This window comes from Solimonas marina, assembly GCF_012241385.1.
GTDB lineage: Bacteria > Pseudomonadota > Gammaproteobacteria > Nevskiales > Nevskiaceae > Solimonas > Solimonas marina.
In genome coordinates, this window is record NZ_JAAVXB010000005.1 from 152,094 (window position 1) to 169,032 (window position 16,939).

At 66.6% G+C, this 16,939-nt stretch carries 13 protein-coding genes; 9 read left to right on the forward strand and 4 right to left on the reverse strand.

The window, feature by feature from the left end; translation table 11 throughout:
- Nucleotides 1-51: 51 nt before the first annotated feature.
- Nucleotides 52-1,392, forward strand: a complete 1,341-nt coding sequence (locus G7Y82_RS11015) for a gamma-glutamyltransferase (RefSeq protein WP_168148149.1) — start codon at nt 52-54, stop codon at nt 1,390-1,392.
- A 21-nt stretch (nt 1,393-1,413) separates the two neighbouring features.
- Here the strand turns inward: G7Y82_RS11015 and G7Y82_RS11020 are convergent, their stop codons facing one another.
- Both G7Y82_RS11020 and xth read right to left on the reverse strand, forming a co-directional pair.
- Nucleotides 1,414-2,427, reverse strand: a complete 1,014-nt coding sequence (locus tag G7Y82_RS11020; protein ID WP_168148150.1) for a hypothetical protein — start codon at nt 2,425-2,427, stop codon at nt 1,414-1,416.
- 98 nt (nt 2,428-2,525) lie between these two features.
- A complete protein-coding gene (xth, locus tag G7Y82_RS11025; RefSeq protein WP_168148153.1) occupies nt 2,526-3,296 on the reverse strand; it encodes an exodeoxyribonuclease III in 771 nt (256 codons plus the stop codon).
- A gap of 251 nt (nt 3,297-3,547) precedes the next feature.
- Here xth and G7Y82_RS11030 point away from each other — a divergent pair, with 251 nt between their 5' ends.
- The 6 genes from G7Y82_RS11030 (at nt 3,548) to G7Y82_RS11055 (ending at nt 10,521) form a co-directional block, all read left to right on the forward strand.
- On the forward strand, nt 3,548-5,881 hold the full coding sequence (locus tag G7Y82_RS11030; RefSeq protein WP_168148296.1) for an alkaline phosphatase family protein: 2,334 nt from the start codon (nt 3,548-3,550) through the stop codon (nt 5,879-5,881).
- 119 nt (nt 5,882-6,000) lie between these two features.
- Nucleotides 6,001-7,383 (forward strand): cytochrome-c peroxidase, encoded by a 1,383-nt coding sequence (locus G7Y82_RS11035; protein ID WP_168148155.1) that lies wholly within the window; start codon nt 6,001-6,003, stop codon nt 7,381-7,383.
- Nucleotides 7,384-7,388: 5 nt separating this feature from the next.
- Nucleotides 7,389-8,039: a hypothetical protein gene (locus G7Y82_RS11040; RefSeq protein ID WP_168148157.1), complete on the forward strand. Its 651-nt coding sequence runs from the start codon at nt 7,389-7,391 to the stop codon at nt 8,037-8,039.
- A 41-nt stretch (nt 8,040-8,080) separates the two neighbouring features.
- The gene (locus G7Y82_RS11045) at nt 8,081-8,728 is read left to right on the forward strand and encodes a hypothetical protein (RefSeq protein WP_168148159.1); all 648 of its coding nucleotides are present in this window, start codon (nt 8,081-8,083) and stop codon (nt 8,726-8,728) included.
- Nucleotides 8,729-8,731: 3 nt separating this feature from the next.
- The gene (locus G7Y82_RS11050; RefSeq protein ID WP_168148160.1) at nt 8,732-9,646 is read left to right on the forward strand and encodes a 2OG-Fe(II) oxygenase; all 915 of its coding nucleotides are present in this window, start codon (nt 8,732-8,734) and stop codon (nt 9,644-9,646) included.
- A gap of 83 nt (nt 9,647-9,729) precedes the next feature.
- Nucleotides 9,730-10,521, forward strand: coding sequence for a response regulator transcription factor (locus G7Y82_RS11055; RefSeq protein ID WP_168148162.1), 792 nt, complete (start codon nt 9,730-9,732; stop codon nt 10,519-10,521).
- 34 nt (nt 10,522-10,555) lie between these two features.
- On the opposite strand, the gene G7Y82_RS11060 is transcribed toward G7Y82_RS11055, so the two are convergent.
- The gene (locus tag G7Y82_RS11060; RefSeq protein ID WP_168148163.1) at nt 10,556-12,133 is read right to left on the reverse strand and encodes a serine hydrolase; all 1,578 of its coding nucleotides are present in this window, start codon (nt 12,131-12,133) and stop codon (nt 10,556-10,558) included.
- A 183-nt stretch (nt 12,134-12,316) separates the two neighbouring features.
- Between G7Y82_RS11060 and G7Y82_RS11065 the strand changes: the two genes are divergently transcribed.
- Nucleotides 12,317-13,063 carry a response regulator transcription factor gene (locus G7Y82_RS11065; protein ID WP_168148165.1) on the forward strand — a complete coding sequence of 249 codons (747 nt, stop codon included), beginning with the start codon at nt 12,317-12,319 and terminating at the stop codon, nt 13,061-13,063.
- Entirely contained in the window at nt 13,060-14,445 is a 1,386-nt protein-coding gene (locus G7Y82_RS11070; protein ID WP_168148167.1) for a sensor histidine kinase, read from the forward strand. The genes G7Y82_RS11065 and G7Y82_RS11070 overlap by 4 nt, the downstream gene beginning before the upstream one ends.
- Here G7Y82_RS11070 and G7Y82_RS11075 read toward each other — a convergent pair.
- On the reverse strand, nt 14,442-16,868 hold the full coding sequence (locus G7Y82_RS11075; protein WP_168148169.1) for a zinc-dependent metalloprotease: 2,427 nt from the start codon (nt 16,866-16,868) through the stop codon (nt 14,442-14,444). The two genes, G7Y82_RS11070 and G7Y82_RS11075, sit on opposite strands and share 4 nt — an antisense overlap.
- Nucleotides 16,869-16,939: the final 71 nt, after the last annotated feature.

Genomic DNA, 16,939 nt, shown 5'->3' on the forward strand with positions numbered 1-16,939 from the left:
GTTCTGGCATCCGGCCTGTCATTGGCCGTCGCCGTGGTAGGTGCCGAACCGGTGTCGTTGCCGGCCCCGGCTTGTGCGACCTCCGATGCGCGTGCCACGCAGGTCTGTCTCGATACGCTCGAATCCGGTGGTAACGCCTTCGACGCGGCCGTCGCCGCGGCGGCGATGCTGGCCGTCGTCGACCCGCAGGCCGCGGGTCTGGGCGGCGGCAGCTTCTGGCTGCTGCATCGCGCGCGCGACGACCGTGATGTCTTCATCGACGGGCGCGAGCAGGCGCCAGCGGTCATTGATGCGACGTCGCCGCCCCGCTTTGCCGGCGCTATTCCCGGCACGCCGGCGGCGCTGGCGCGGGTCGCGTCGGTTTACACCAGCCGGCCGTTGACGCGCTTGCTGCAGCCGGCGATTCAAACCGCGCGCACCGGCAGTCCCGTCAGTCCGGCACTGGCGGCGGCGTTGACCGCAACACCGCCCTCGTCCTGGGCGGCGCGCAAGCTGTTGCAGCCCGGCGGCCGTTCGCTGACTGCCGGGCAGGGGTTAACGCAGGCTGATCTGGCCATGACCCTCGAAGCATTGGCGCGCGACGGGCGCCGCGGCTTCTACGAAGGCGCAGTGGCGGATCACCTGCTCAAGGCGGTGAGCGTGGCCGGCGGCCAGTGGCGCGATGCCGATCTGCGCCTGTACCGCGCCGCCGAGCGCGAAGTGGTGGATGTCGATTACCGCGGCTACCGGCTGACCCTGCCGGCGCTGCCATCGACCGGCGGGGTCAGCGTCGGCCTCTTGTTCGGCCAGCTCGAAGTCGGCGATTGGCTCGACGACGGCTCGTCGCGCGCGGCGACGCAATGGCAGGCGGCGTGGCGCCGCGCCCGCGCCGAGGCCGATGCGCTCGGCGATCCGGATGCGCGCCGGCCGCCGCTGGTCGATTTGCTGTCACGCGCCCATTTGCGTGCGCTGGCCGCCGGCGCCACGCCACCGGCGGCACCGATGCTGCGGCACGACCTGTCGGGCGCGAGCGTCGTCGTGCTCGACCGTGCCGGCAATCAGGTCGCAGCGACGTTCACGCTCGGGCACGCCTTCGGCAGCGGTTTTCTGGTGCCTGCGACCGGCGTCTTCATCAATGACGCGCTCGCTGATTTTGCGCCGGCGACCGCCAGCGGCACCGCCAATCGCTTGGCCGCGCAACGCCGGCCGCTGTCGCCGATGACGCCGTTGTTCGCGGCCGGCCCGCGCGGTCTGCTGGTGACCGGCGTTGCCGGCGGTGCGATGCCGGGCGCCGACGCGGCGCAGCTTGTCGACGACTGGTTGAACGGGCGGGCGACATCGCCGGCCGCAGCGCTGATCGACTGGAACCCGGCCACGCGCAGCGTGCGCGCGCAGGACGCCGCCGCGCGCTGATCGCCTTCGCCGTGCGGCGGTTCAGGCTGCGATGCGCATGGTGCGCGCCCGGCGCTTCGGCGTGGCAAGGATGCGCCGCAGGCGCTCGCGATTGATCGCCACCGGCCGCCGCCGCAGCTCGTCGAGGCGGCCGCTCTGCACCAGCGCCTCGATCCGGTTCAAGTGCACGTCGATGGCGGCGCGGTAGGGGTTGCTGCCGCCGAAGTGCACATCGAGATAGCGGTGCACGCCGCGAAAATGGCCGTCGAGACGCTCGGCCCAGAGCTGGCGATTGAACGTTGCGGTGCGATTCAGCAAATCCTCGGCCGACGCGTAGATCGGCGTCGGCGCGCCGCTGCGCGGCTGGCCCGCCAGTCCGCACAGTGCGAACTCGCGGTAGAGGAAGTCCCGGCATTTTTCCAGGTAGCAGCGGTCCGCGGTCTGCGCCAGCACGTCGGCGGTGCCGAGCAGAAAGCCGAGCGTGCGATCGCGTTCGTTACGCACGCGAATCTGCTCGAGGGCGATTTCGTAGCCGGTGAAATGCACGAGCTGGCGCGCGCACGAGATGTCGGCACGCAGGCCGACGCGCGGCAGATAGTCGCGCAGGAACTCGCCGCTGCGGCGCACATGGGTCAGCGTGAATTCGGCGCCGTTACCGGCGCGATCGCCGCGACGGCGGATATAGCCGGCGTCGTGGAACAGCGCCATGACGATGCCGAGCAGTGCGCGGCGCGGGCCGAGGCGTTGGCCGGCCGGCACGCTGCGCTCGTGACCGTCGAGCAGGCGCGCCATCGCCAGCGCGCAATCGAGGCTGTGCTGAGCGTCGTGATACCAGGTGTCGCAGCCCTGATAGCCTGGCAACTGGCCGGCATAAAGACGAGCAAAGGTCGAGAACGCGTGGCGCAGGGGCTTCAGGTCCAGGGCGGGCCAGCGGGCGTGCAGCAAGGTGCAGACCGCATCGCGCACCTCGTGGGGATGCGAGATGCGCACGCGTCCGGTGACGTCGTAGTGGTTGCGGCGGCCGTCACGCTCCGCCGGGGTTCTTGGGTTGCGCATGGGCACCGATGGTAGTCGGCGTCCGTCCGGCAAACCGCGCACTGGTTCTCATCGGCACCGCGGTTTTGCGAACAACAGCCCCGTTTTTGTGACGCAGTTCAGGTATCGGCGAGTTCGACGACCAGTGGCGCGTGATCGGACGGTCGTTCGAGCTTGCGCGGTGCCAGGTCGACGGCGGCGCTACGCGCGGCGGCGGCCAGCGGTGTCGACAGCAGCCAGTGGTCGATGCGCAGACCCAGATTGCGGCGGAACGCCGCCTGCCGATAGTCCCACCAGGTGAAGGCGTTGGCGGCTTGCGGGAACAGGCGGAAGGCGTCGAGCAGGCCCAGCGACATCAGCTTCTGCAGTGCTTCACGCTCCGGTTCGGAACACAGCACGCCGCCTTCCCAGACTTGCGGGTCGTGCGTGTCTTCGGGTGCCGGTGCGATGTTGTAGTCGCCACCGACCGCGAGCAGCGGGTGCTGTTCCAGCTCGCCGGCCAGATAGTCGTAGAGGGCGTCGAGGAAGCGCAGCTTGTACGCGTATTTCTCGCTGCCGACCGACTGGCCGTTGACGACGTAAACGCTGACGAAGCGGATGCCGCCGATGGTCGCGGCAATCACCCGCTTCTGTTCGTCGACGAATCCGTCCATGTCGCGTACGACGTCGGCGATCTCATGACGTGCCAGCAGCGCGACGCCGTTATAGGTCTTCTGCCCGTTGGTCACCGCGCGGTAGCCCAGCTCGGCGAGCGCGTCGTGCGGGAACGCGTCGTCGATCATTTTCAGCTCCTGCAGAGCGACGACATCGACCTGTGTCTCGCGCAGCCAGTCGAGCAGGTGCGGCAGGCGGACTTTCAGCGAATTGACGTTCCAGGTGGCGATGCGCATGGCGGCAGGGCGTTTTTCGGGCGTCCGCGATTCTAATTCCGAAACGCTTGCGGTGCTGGCACCGTTAAGAAGTGTAAAGCCCGGAAAAGAGAAACAAATTCGTCAATCACGCCGCCTAGGATCGCGGCTCTTACGAGAGGCCGTCGGCGCCGTGCCGACGCGCTCGCGCATCCACGCAGGGGAGTAGATCGATGTTCAAACAGCCGTCACAGCTTTTCCGCAAGTCGTCCCGGGCCATTGCCGAAGCGGCAATGGTGGCCGCCATTGCCGCTCTGGCGGCGTGCGGCGGTGATGGTCATGGCAACAACAACGACGGCGGCGGGTCCGGCGACGGCGGTGGTACCACGCCGACCACCAAGACGCTGTCCGGTGTCGTTTCGTCGAGCGGCTATGTGCCGGGCAGCACGAGCGGCGACCCGACGATCAAGCCGGGCTACTACGCCGGTGCCACGGTATTCCTCGACAGCAATGCCAACGGCAAGCTCGATGACGGCGAGACCTCCGCGACCACCGACAGTGCCGGCACGTTCGCACTGACGGTGGATTCGGACGCCAGCGGCCCGCTGGTCGCCGACATCACGACGTCATCGACGAACACCGCGCTGTCCGCAGCGGTGCCCGCGCATTTGATCCTGCGCGCTTCGGCGGCGCAGATCGCCGATCAGGGCGAAGACGCGATCGTCATCAGCCCGATGTCGAGCGAAGTGCAGCGCCTGGTCGAGGCCGACAGCAGTGACTACGCCACCGAGAAGGCCGCACTGGCGACGCGCCTGAGCGCACCGTTCAACACCGCCAATGCGCTGACGATCAGCGGTGCCGACGCGCTGGCCGACGTCAATACGCTGTCGGGAGACGAGCAGTCGGCGCTGCTGTTCGAAGACAACGCACTGACCAACCGCTACGTCTACGCGACGGCCAAGTTCGATCGCGGCGACCTGTATCCGGACAACCTGGCCGTCAAGGGGGGCGATCCGCGTCTGGTCGATCTGTCCGGCGTCAGCACCGCGACGGCGGTAACGCCGCAGGAGACGCAGGCGGCCATCACCTTCGCCGAAGCCCAGCAGGCGGCGTTCAACATCGAAGGCATTCCGCGTTACGACAACATCTTCGTGATCATCATGGAGAACAAGAGCACGGACGCCATTGTCGGCAACGCGCGTGCACCGAACATCAACAAGATTCTCGACACCTACGACCAGTTCTCGACGTACTACTCGACCGGCAAGCCGTCCGAGCCGAACTACATCGCGGTCGGCGGCGGTGACGACTTCGGCATCACCGACGACAACTGGTGGGGCTGCGCGGCGACCGGCGACAACGCACCGACGGACGTGGCATTCGCCGGCGGCACGGCGTCCGATGGTCAGCCACTGCCGGCGATGCCGGCGATGCCGACCGCGACCGGTGCATTGAGCGGCTATTCGAGCACCTGCAGCGGCACCAATCACAATATTTCGGCGGCCAATCTGTTCACGCAGATCTCGTCGGCCGGCCTGACCTGGCGCGTTTACAACGAATCGATGAACCCGGGTCAGGACCCGCGCACCGACAGCGTCGCCGACTCGGCGGTCGTCGACACCTACAACGAAGGTGGCGTGACCGGCACGGCCGATTACGCGGTGCCGGGTGGTTTGTACAAGACCAAGCACCATCCGGGCATGGGCTATCAGCTCGCACGCAATCTGCCGGAGTTCTACGCCGACAACCGCACGGTGATCGGCACGCAGTACACGCCGGAAGACTGGGCCAAGAGCACCGCCTACACGATTCCGCAAGGCTACGATTACGACCAGCTCGGCACCGATTTGGCGACCGGCGACGTCGGTCAGCTCAACTTCGTCATTCCCGACCAGTGCGATGACATGCACGGCACGGGTAGCGACACGAGCTGCGCAGGCGACAACAGCGGCCAGAGCCCGATCATCAATCGCGGCGACTATTACGTCGGCATGATCGTCGACAAGATCCAGGCGTCGGCGTTGTGGAAGAACCCCAACCGCCACGAAGCCATCGTGATCATGTACGACGAAGGCGAAGGTTCGGCGACGTCGTGTTGCGGCTGGAATGCTGGTGGCAAGAACAGCGGCACCGAGCCGCTGGTGCAGAACGCAGACGGCAGCTGGTCACAGGCGAGCGCGGTGACCAACTACGGCAACGGCAACATCGGCCACGGCAACTCGATCTTCGCCGTCATCACCAACGGCCAGGACGTTGGTTCGGCGCCGAAGGGCGTTGCGGATACCGACACCTACAGCCACTTCTCGTTCACCCGCACGCTCGAGGACATGTTCCAGCTGTCTGATCCGGTGCAGCCGGAGACTTACGTGAACCGTGCCAAGTACACGGAGTACTTCATCGCGCAGAACATCACGAATCTGCCGGAATTCGCGGGCAGCGCGGATACGCACTTCGATGCGGTGCGTCCGATGAATCACGCCTACGTGATTCCGGATGGTTATGAGCAGAAGCTCAATCCTGCCGACATTCAAGGCGTGCAGAACCCGGATACCGGTGCGACCGACGGCGCGATCACGCCGCAAACGGGGCCTGACGCGAATCAGGACAACATCTGGGCAACCCAGTAAGCCGTGCCGTAGCGGCGGCGCCCTCCGCGGAGGGCGCCGCCGCCTTTTCGTTCGGGGACGGTCATGTGCCTCGTGCGCGCCGAGCGCGATCTATACGCCGGCGGAATGGGAATTTTGAGATGAACAAGTGCGTGGCAGCGTTGCTGCTCATACTGGCGCTGTCCGCCTGCGGCAATGGCAATCACGGTGCCGCGAGTGGGGCATCATCATCGCCGTCGACTGGCAGCGACGATGACAGCTCGTCACTGAGTGCGATGGCGCAGATTGGCAAGAAAGCGTTCTTTGATACGACGCTGTCGGGCTTCAAAGACATGTCCTGTGCCGACTGCCATTCACCGGAATACGCCTATGGGCCGCCGAACAGTCTCGCCGTGCAGCTCGGCTCTGACGGCGAGTCCTACGGCACGCGCGCGGTGCCGTCGCTGCGCTACAAAGACATGACGCCGGCCTACTCCGACGAGGCCGAGAATCCCGACGGCGTGACACTGAGTTCGCCTGGCGGCGGCTTTATGGATGATGGCCGCGCCGACTCGCTCGCTGATCAGATCACCTTTCCGCTGCTCAATCCGGTCGAGATGGACAATCCCTCGAAAGCCGCCGTCGTCGAGGCGTTGAAGATCGGTGCGTATGCCGCGCAATTCGAGCAGGTATTCGGTGCGAATGTGTTCGACGACACCGATGCCGCGTTTGCCGATCTGGGTCAGGCGCTGCAGGCTTTTCAGCGTGAAGACATCAGCTTCCACCCTTACAGCAGCAAATACGATCTCTACATCGAGAACAAAATTGGCGGCGGCTTGACCCCAGCCGAGAAGCGCGGGCTGGAAGTTTTCAACACCGCCGACATCGGCAACTGTGTGGCCTGCCACTACGGTGGCGCCAGCTTTGATGGGAACACGGGTCTGATGACGGACTTCACCTATCAGGCGATCGGCGCGCCGCGTAACCCGGACATTCCGAACAACGACGATCCGGCCTATTACGACATGGGCCTGTGCGGGCCATACCGCACCGACCACACGCCAGCGCAACTCGGTACGCCGGATGCGTATTGCGGACAGTTCAAGGTGCCGACGCTGCGCAACGTGGCGACACGCACGGTGTTCTTCCACAACGGCGTTTTTCACACACTCGATCAGGTCGTGCACTTCTACAACACGCGCGATACCAATCCCGAATACTGGTATCCGAGCAGCGGCGGCACGGGCACGCCGGTCGACAACCCGGACTATGCGTTGCAGCCGACCTTTGTCCCCGGCGCGACGGTCGACAAGTTCGACGACCTGCCGGCCGACGAGCAGGGCAGCATCGACGAAGAGGTGCCGCTCGGCACCGGTGTCGGTGGCGACAACACACTCGGCGGCGGCACCGAGCCGCGCGCGGTGCATTCGACGCCGTCGATGACCGAGCAGGACATCACCGATCTGATCTGCTTCCTGGACACGTTGACGGACGGGTATCAGCCGCCGGAAACCGCGCCGACCCATGGCGCCTGCGTGAATTGACCTGCATGTCGGTACCAAGAGGCCTTGCCCTGCTGTTGCTGACGTTGGTGATCGGCGCTTGCCAGGATCCACGTGCTCGGTTGCCGAATCGCGCGAACTTCGAGGCGGCGGTTGCGGATTACCTGGCGCAGCGCGGGCACCTGTGCTTGGGCCTGTACGAGTGGCCGATCACGGTCGGCGACGCCGATCGTGCGCACCCGCCGGGCGAGATGCGGCGCATGGTGGCCCTCGAATCGTTGGGGCTGGTCAGCGGGCAGGACGTCCCCCCACGCCGCGCCGGCGGCGCTGCCGCAGGACCGATAACCGCGCGCGAGTATCGGCTGACGGCACTGGGCCGGCGCTACTACCTGCACGCGCCCGAAGTGGTGTCGACGGCCTTTCGACACGTCACGCACGAAGCGGATCTGTGTGCAGCGACGCTGTCGCTCGACCGCCTGATCGGTTGGGAGCGGCCGATGCGGCTCCACGGCCGTACGGTGACGTCGGTGCTGTTCACGTACCGCGCCATGCCCGCGCCGTGGATGCAGACCGATACGGCGACACGGGCGTTTCCGACAGTGACGCGTGCACTGCGCAATGCCGGTCGCCTGCAGGTCCGTATCGGTATGCACCTGACGCCGTCCGGCTGGGTCGCCGACGAGCTGTCGGCGAGCTGAGGCCGCGTACGACTTTCGAAAACCTTGATGAGTGAGAAGCGATGAAGACGATGTTCCGCCTGGCGGTTCCGGTGACGTTGTTGCTGACGGCAGCGCTGCAGGCTTGTAGCGCGCCTTACGATCCGCGCGCTGCGACGCATGAGAACTTCGAGTTCGCGCTGCAAGACTTTCTGGCGCATCGCGGTCAGCTGTGTCTGGGCATGTTCGACTGGCCGTCCGATCTGACGCCGTCCGAGGCCGCCGCGCATTCGAGCCGGGCGGTGCAATATCCGGTATTCGAGAAGCTGGGCCTGGTGACGAGCACGGTGGTCGCCGTCGAGCGCAGTACCGACAACCCGCAGGGGGTCGTCAAACGCTATGCGTTGACGGCCAACGGTCGGCGCTACTACCAGGTACATCCGTACACGTCGCGCGCCGGTGTGCAGCACGCGCGTGATATTTGCGTCGCACAGATCACGCTCGACAAAGTCGTGCACTGGCAGCTCGACCCGCGTGACGCCGAGCATCCGACGGCGCTGGTCAGCTACACGTACCAGATTGATCCGGCCCCGTGGGTGCGTCACGCCGATGCACAACGCGTGTTGCCGATGGTGGCGCGCGTCATCGACGGTGCCGGCGGCCGACTGCAACTGCAGCAGCAATTCACACTCGGGGACAACGGCTGGGTGGCGCGCTCGGCACCGGTCTGAGCAATGGGCACACTCGTTCGTTTCGCGCCGGAGCTGGCCGGCTGGCTGAATCGGCAGCTCGAGCAGGGCATGGCGCCGCTTCGGTTGCGCGCAACCCTGCAGGCGCAGGGCATGCCGGTCCCGGCTGCACAGGCGATCGTCGATGCCTTCGTCGCCGCTCGGCAGGGACGACGTTCACCGCCGATCGATGTCGTCGAGATCGCCGACGACGCGCCGCCGGCCGACGACGCCCCGTATCTTCCGGCCGCGCGGCACCTCGTTGCCGACGAGCGCCGGGTCGATGTGCTGGCGCGACTGCAGTCGCCGACGCTGGCCTTGCTGTCCGGTGTGCTCGATGCAGAAGAATGTGCGGCACTGATCGCAATGGCGCGGCCGCGCCTGCTGCCGTCGACGATCGTCGATCCGAAAACCGGCCGTGACGTCGTCAGTGCCGAGCGCAGCAGCGACGGCATGTTTTTCCGGCCTGCCGAGAATCCGCTGATCGAGCGTATCGACCGACGCCTTGCGGCGCTGATGCAGCTGCCGATCGAAAACGGTGAGGGACTGCAGATTCTGCGTTACACCGCCGGCGCGGCCAGTGCCCCGCATTTCGACTTCCTCGATCTGGGCAGCGCCGCGAGCCGGGCGTCGATCGCACGCAGCGGCCAGCGCGTCAGCACGCTGGTCTGCTATCTGAACGACGTTCAGGCTGGCGGCGATACCGTATTCCCGGCGCTGGGCTGGTCGGTTGCGCCGCAGCGCGGCAATGCCGTGTATTTCGAATACTGCAGTCGTAGCGGCCGCGTCGATCCCCGCACGCTGCACGCTGGCGGCCGGGTGCTCGCCGGCGAGAAATGGGTGGCGACGAAATGGATGCGTCAGCGCCGCTTCGTCAGCGCCGACGGGGTTTCGATGCGCGCCCAGTGGCACGACCGCTGATCTGTCACATCACGGCGGCAGACTTGCCGTTTCATGTCATGGCCCACCGGGGCGCCATGACCTGGCATTTTCAGGGAACTGCCATGCCGTCCGTCCCCCCGCCGGCTACTCACCGGGTGCCGCCGTCCATTCTGATCGCCGACGACGACGAGGAGCTATGCCAGCTGCTTGCCGACCTGTTGCGCGACGAGGGTTTCGAAGTCGAGACCGTGCATGACGGTGACAGCGTGCTCGGACGGCTGGCGGCCGAGTGCAGTCCGGACCTGTTGATCCTCGACGTGACGATGCCTGGCACCGATGGCTTGCAGGCACTGCGTGAACTGCGGGCCTACCACCCGCTGCCGGTGATCATGCTGTCCGCGCATGGCGCGCTGGGCGACCGCGTTGTCGGCCTGGACGCCGGGGCCGACGACTATCTGGCCAAGCCTTGTCCGCCACGCGAGCTGCTGGCACGGATTCGCGCGCAGCTGCGTCGGCAGACGATGCAGCTGCCGGACGATCTGACGCTCGGCAGCTTGCAGCTCGACGTCACGGTGCACCGGGCCTGCGTCGATGGGTGCGATCTGCGCCTGACGGCGGCCGAGTTCCGTCTGCTACTGGCGTTGACGCGCCGGGCCGGCCGCGTCGTCGGCAAGGCCGAGCTGACGCGCGCCGCGCTGGGGCGCGAGATCGAGCGCTACGACCGGAGTCTCGACGTGCATGTCAGTCGCGTGCGCCGCAAGCTGCAGGACGCGTCGTTGCAGGCGCCACGCATCGAAGCCGTTCGTGGCAGCGGTTACCGCCTGGTCTCCCCGGCCGATTCCGAATCACCGATGACGGCACTGCCGATGTGTTCGACGGTGCCGGCCGACATGGTGCCAGCCGAGCCCGCTTGAAGCGCGGCCGCCACCACAGCGGCGGATATCGGCCTTACTCGCAGCCGCGTTCGCGCACGAAGTGCAGGTCTTCGAAATCGGAGCTGGCGTCGCCGTATGGGTCGAGCTTGGCCATCGTCAGCTGGATCGGATTGCCCTGGTGAAAGTCCAGCCAGGCGTCGGGGTCGACACTGCGATCGTCCCAGCGCACCAGGTCGCGGTCGCCATCATGAACGACGACACCGGCGAGGCGCGGCGACTTTTCCGAAGCGAAATGGACGAAGCCATCGCGTGCGCAGATCGACACCTGGCCGAGCCACGGATCGCGGTAGATGCCGAGCTGGCCGGCCATGGCCGCAGCGCTGACGGGCGGCATCGCCGCGCTGTCCGGCAGGTTCGGATCGTTACGGCGCGTCGGTGCGTTGGCGATAATGGTATCGAGCTTGTCGCCGTAGCCGGCAACGCCTTGCGTGTTCGACGGCTGGGTGAAGAACTTCTTCAAGGTTTCGCCAAGCACGGTGCGCGCCTGCCCACCGTTGCCGTTGATCAACAGCACAAAGCCGCTGCGGGCATCGGGTAGCAGCCACAGCTCGGCGTACATGCCGGACAGGGTGCCGGTGTGCCAGACCGCCCATTGGCCGTCGACGTCGTTCATGCGCCAGCCATAGCCATAGTCGCGCCGGGTGGTGCCGCTCCAGACGCGCGCCAGCGCCGGTACCGGAATCTTGATATGCGGCGATTGCAGCACCTTGCGCTGCTTGGCCGACAGCCAGTGCAACTGCGCGGGTGTCGGCGCCAGCCAGTTCTGCGCCCAGCGCAGCATGTCGTCGAGGCTGCAGCGGATGCCGCCGGCCGGATCGGCGGCAGAGGCCGGGATCACCGGACCGTCGGCGCGGATCACCTGATTGTGGCCGTCGATATAGCCGTGTGGCTCGGCGACGTTGCCGATCGCGTCGCGGTCCCAGCGACCGACCTGGCAGCGGTTCAGCCCCAGCGGCGCGAAGACCTCGCGATGCATCAGCGTTTCATAGGAGGCGCCGCCGGCCTTGGCGGCCAGTTCGCCGGCAACGACGTAGAGCAGGTTGTCGTAGTGGTATTCGGTGCGGAAGCGATAGGCCGGCGGGAAGTAGCGCAGCGCGTGAATGATGTCGGCGCGCGTGAAATCGTTGGGGTCCGGCCACAGCATCAGATCGCCGCTGCCGTAGCGCAGGCCGCTCGAATGCGTCAGCAGGTCGGCGACGCGCATCTGCTTCGTCACCTTCGGCTCGTACATCTTGAAGCCGGGCAGATACTTCGTGACCTTGTCGTCCCAGTCGAGCTTGCCTTCGTCGACCAGGCGCCCCAGCAGCGCCGTGGTCATCGCCTTGCTCAGTGAAGCGATCTTGAACAGCGTGTCGCCATCGATCTTCTCGCCACTGCCGACCACACGTTCGCCGAGCGTGCGCGTGTAGACGATCTGACCGTTGTCGATGACGCCGACCGCCATGCCCGGCAGGTGATAGCGCGCGGCCGCGGCGTCGACCTGCTGGTCGAGGTAGGCGATGCGCTCGGCGGGTAACGGCGTGCTGGCGGCGAATGTCAGCAACGGCAGCAGGGCGGTGGCGAGGGCAAGCAGGGTGGGGAAACGATGCATGCGCAATGGGACAGTTTGGGGGCGTGTGGGTTGGGGTGGCGCGAGCGTCGATTGTAGGGGCGTGGCGACCGAAGCGGCGGCCGAGGGCGTTGCGGTGGTGTGACGCCAGGCTGTCACATTGGACAGTGAAACTAGGATGACAGGCGCGCGAATCCCGAGCCGGGCCTATCGCTTTCAGGTGCCATGTCCATTCCGTCCCGATTCAAAACCCAGACCGTCGCGGCGTTGCGTCCGCCATTTCGCGTGCTGATCGCCGATGACGACGAGGAGCTCTGCGCGCTGCTGGCTGACTTTCTTCGCCTCGAGGGTTTCGCCGTCGATGCCGTGCACGACGGAGACGGCGTGCTGCGTCGTCTTGCCGCCCTCGACGCATGCCCGGACCTGTTGATTCTCGATATTGCGATGCCGGGCGGCGACGGGCTGCAGACCTTGCGCGAGCTGCGTCTGCATCACCAGTTGCCGGTGATCATCCTGTCGGCCCGCGGCGATGCGGAAGACCGCGCGACCGGCCTTGAATACGGCGCTGACGACTATCTCGGCAAGCCCTGCCTGCCGCGCGAGCTGCTGGCGCGCGTGCGCGCCATGCAGCGGCGACAACTGTCGGGCGGTCCCGAGAATCCCGTCCTCGGTGGGCTGCGCATTCATGCGGCGGCCTGCCGTGCCGATATCGACGGCCGCGATCTGCGCCTGACCGCCGCCGAATTCAAGTTGCTGCTGATTCTGGCGCGGCAGGCGGGGCGCGTGATCGGCAAGTCGGAGCTGATGCAGGCGTCGCTGGGCCGCGAAGCGGCGCGTTTCGACCGCACGATCGACGTGCACGTCAGTCGCTTGCGGCGCAAGTTGCTGCAGGCGTCGCCACTGGCGCCGGTGATCGAAGCCGTGCGCGGCGCCGGCTATTTGATGCACGTCCCGGATGGGGCCGCCGCTTGAACACGCTGTATCGTCGTCTGTTGCTGTGGTTCTGTTGCGTCAACGTCGCCACCTTGCTGGTCAGCGTGGCGCTGAGCAGCGTCATCACCTGGTACACCGAGAGCCGCGCCCCCGACTGGTTGCGCCTGGCGCGCGACGCCGACGCGCACTATCTGGCCGGTGGCGTGGACGCGCTGGGTGACTGGGCCGCCGACCGCGAGCGCGACATTCATGTCGAAGCGACGCTACTGGAAAACGGGCGCAGCTTGCTCGGAGGGCCGCTGCTGCCGGAAGTCGAGCGCGTCTTGCCGCGGTTGTTGCTGCAGCCGCACAGCGAATGGCAGCCCAGGCCCGGGCAACTGCTGGTCGCACAGCGTGTGGTGGGCGCCGATGGTGCGGTCCGCTGGTTCGTGGCGCTGCGTCGCCCGGCGCCGTTTCCGGTCCGGCGAATTTTGTTGCTGACCATACAGGTGACGCTGTCGCTGCTGGCGATCGGTCTGGTCGGCTGGTGGTTTGCACGCAGTATCTCGGCGCCGGCCGCGGCGCTGCAGGGCGCGGCGCAACGGATGGCTGAAGGCGAGCTGTCGGCGCGGGCCGGCGGCCGGTTCGACGACGCGCCGCAGGAGCTGCAGACGCTGGCCCGCGAGTTCGACCGCATGGCCGGTCGTGTCGAGGCGCTCGTCGATCAGCAGCGGCGTCTGCTGCGCGATGTTTCGCACGAGCTGCGCTCGCCGCTCGCGCGTCTGCAGTTGATTCTCGAATTCGCGAAGCGCCAGCGGCCGGCGCCGCTCGGCTCGTTCGAACGTGCCGAACGCGAGATCGCGCGTCTCGATCATCTCATCGACGAGTTGCTGACGCTGTCGCAGGTCGAGGCCGGTGTGCCGCAACCGCGGCGCGAGTCGGTGGACCTGGCGGCGCTGGCCGCGATGTCCGTGGCGCAGGCCGAACTGGATGCGCGGCGTGTCGGCAGTGTTCTGCGCCTCGATGCGGCGGTGCCGGCGCTGGTCGAGGCCGACGCGCAGTTGTTGTCGCGCGCGCTCGATAATCTGATCAGCAACGCGGTGAAGTTCGGTGCCGGGCATGCGATTGATGTTCGTGTCGCGGCATCCGCGGATCGTTGTTCGCTCAGCGTCGGCGATCACGGCCCGGGCGTTGCGGAAGCGGAATTGGCGAGCTTGTTCCAGCCGTTCTTTCGTGGGCGAAACGCCAGGCGTACACCCGGCTACGGATTGGGGCTGGCGATCGTCGATCGTGTCGTGCGCGCGCACCACGGCGAGATACAGGCGGTCAACGACGGCGGTTTGCGCGTGACGATGTCGCTGCCGGTGACGAGCGCCCACAAAAAAAGCGGCCACCTTTCGGTGGCCGCTTCGGACTGCGGACTGCGATTGCAAAACCCTTAGATCGGCGCACCCGGCGGGATCGTCGGTTCCGGCAGCTTGCTGACATCCAGCGTGCCGTCGTCGTAGCGCTTGAGCATCGACAGCAGACCGGCGCGTTGTGCGGCATCGCCCTTCTTCGCCGACGACAGACGGTCTTCGATCTGGCCAAGCTTGTACTCGGCGTCGGCGCGGACCTGCGACGAGCTCGACTCGGTGGCGAGCTTGAGCAGCTGCGTGACGAAGATCGTCTGCTGCTGTTCGCGGATCGCGTCCTCGTAGCTGCCGTCGGCCTTGCCGTCGAACGCGGCCTTGTCGATCGCATCCATGACGTCGAGCAGGCTCAGCTGCTTGTCGTCGACGGCGTGCTGTGTCGACAGGCGCGCGACGCGATCCGGATTCAGTAGCAGACCGATGGTCAGCTGGCTGGCGGCGGCGGCCGGCGCCAGCGGATCGAAGGTGATGCCGGTGGTGCGCGTGAACAGCTCACGGTTCCAGCGATAACCCTGCGGACGCGGCGGCAGCTCCGACAGCAGCTTCGGCGACAGCGTCAGCTGCGACGGAGCCAGCGTGTCGATCAGTGCGGCCAGCGCGGCGCGCTGCTGGTCGGCCGGGACCGGCTTGGTCGGCAGCTGACCGTCACCGCGCACGGCGTAGGTGTAGATCTGACCGCCCAGCATCGTCGCCGCGGCCTTGGCCTGGTAGCGGTGATACAGGTACAGCGGCACCAGCGCTTCCTCGATGGTCGCCATCGGCTGGCCACCGCGGATCGCATCCTCGCCAAACTTCTTGAGGCCGGCGGCACGCACCTTCATCGCATGCTTGAGCTCGGCGACGTTGTCGGTGCCGTTGACCCACTGGTTGCTCGGCGGGCTGGCGGTGCTGTCGGCGCGCGAATCCTGGTCGCCGAGGAAGTGCAGGCCATGATCACGCGCGTCGGCGAGGATCTTGGTCAGTGCTGCCTTTTCGTCGGTGCCCTGCGGGAAGTCCTGATAGCCGTAGTCGATGGTGACCTTGTCCCAGTCGCCGATGCCGACCGCGTAGGCGTCGGACAGATCGACGTTGCCGTTGTCGTCGAGCTTGACCAGCGGCGCCGGGTAATCCATCACCGAGCTGCGACCTTCGGTGCTGCCCATGTGGTTGTGCGTCAGGCCCAGCGTATGACCGAGCTCATGCGCGGCGAGCTGGCTGAGACGTGCCAGCGCCATCTTCTCGGCTTCGGTCGACGGATGATCCGGATCGGTGTACGGCGACAGCAGGCCTTCGGCCATCATGTAGTCGTAACGCACGCGCAGCGCGCCGAGCGTGACATTGCCCTTGATGATTTCGCCGTCGCGCGGATCGATGACGCCGTAGCCGTAGCTCCAGCCACGCGTCAGGCGGCTGACCCACTGGATGATGTTGTAGCGGCCGTCGAGCGCGTCGGCGCCTTTGGGCAGCACTTTCACCTGGAAGGCGTTGCGGTAGCCGGCGGCGGTGAAGGCCTGGTTCCACCAGCTCGCGCCACGCAGCAGCGCCGCGCGGATCACGGCCGGCGCGGCCGAGTCGATGTAGTAGACGATGGGCTTGACCGGATCGCTGATCGCCGCGGTCGGGTCCTTCTTTTCGAGGCGGTGACGGGCGATGTAGTGCTTGACCATCGGCTCGCCGAGCGGTGCGCCGTAGTCGACGTAATCCCAGCCGGTGTAGCCGTCACCTGGCAGGTCGACGCGCGGCTTGAAGCCCGGCGGCGGCAATTCGAAGAACGAGTAGCGTTCCTTGATTGTCAGGGCGCTCGGGCCCTCGGCGACATCGCGTACGAAGTTGCCCGGATTGTTGGCGGCCAGCGTCAGCGTGCCGGTCAGCTCGCTGTTCTTCTCGAACGCCTTGGTGCCGTCCATCGCGATCGCGCTGCGGCTCGGGTCGACCTTGAAGTCGCCCTGATGCGAGCGCTTCAGGCGCTCGATCACGCCATGACCGTCCTGCAGCACGAAGTTGGTGGCGTCGATCAGCAGATGGTCGCCGGATTGCGCGGCGATCTTGAAGCCGAACAGCGTCGAATCGGCGAACGACTGTTCGACGCCGAGCTTGACGCCCTCGTCGTCGGTGTCGGCACGAAAGGCTTCATTGAGCGCGGTCAGCATCAGCTTGTCGCCGATGCGGTCGAAGCGCACGAGCTTGGTCCGCGAAATCTGGCCGCGATCCACGCCGATGTCGTTGGAGCCGATGCCCTGCGCGATGGTCGTGAAGAACAGCGCCTCGGTGCCGGCCTTCGGCACTTCCATGTAGATGTGCCCGGAATCGGCGTCCCAGTACAACGGCAGAAAGCCGTCCTGGTGCTGCATGCCGGACGTGAACTTGTCGATGCTGGGCGTTGCGGCCTGAGCGGCCGGCGACGCGAGCAGCGCAAGACCGAGAACAGCGGCGCCCAGGAGCGAAACCTGGCGCCGGACCACGGGGTGCGTCATTTGAAGAATCTCCTGCGAAAAAAGCCGCGTGGCCCGGACACGCAGCTAGGCTGATAGTGCCTGCGCATTTC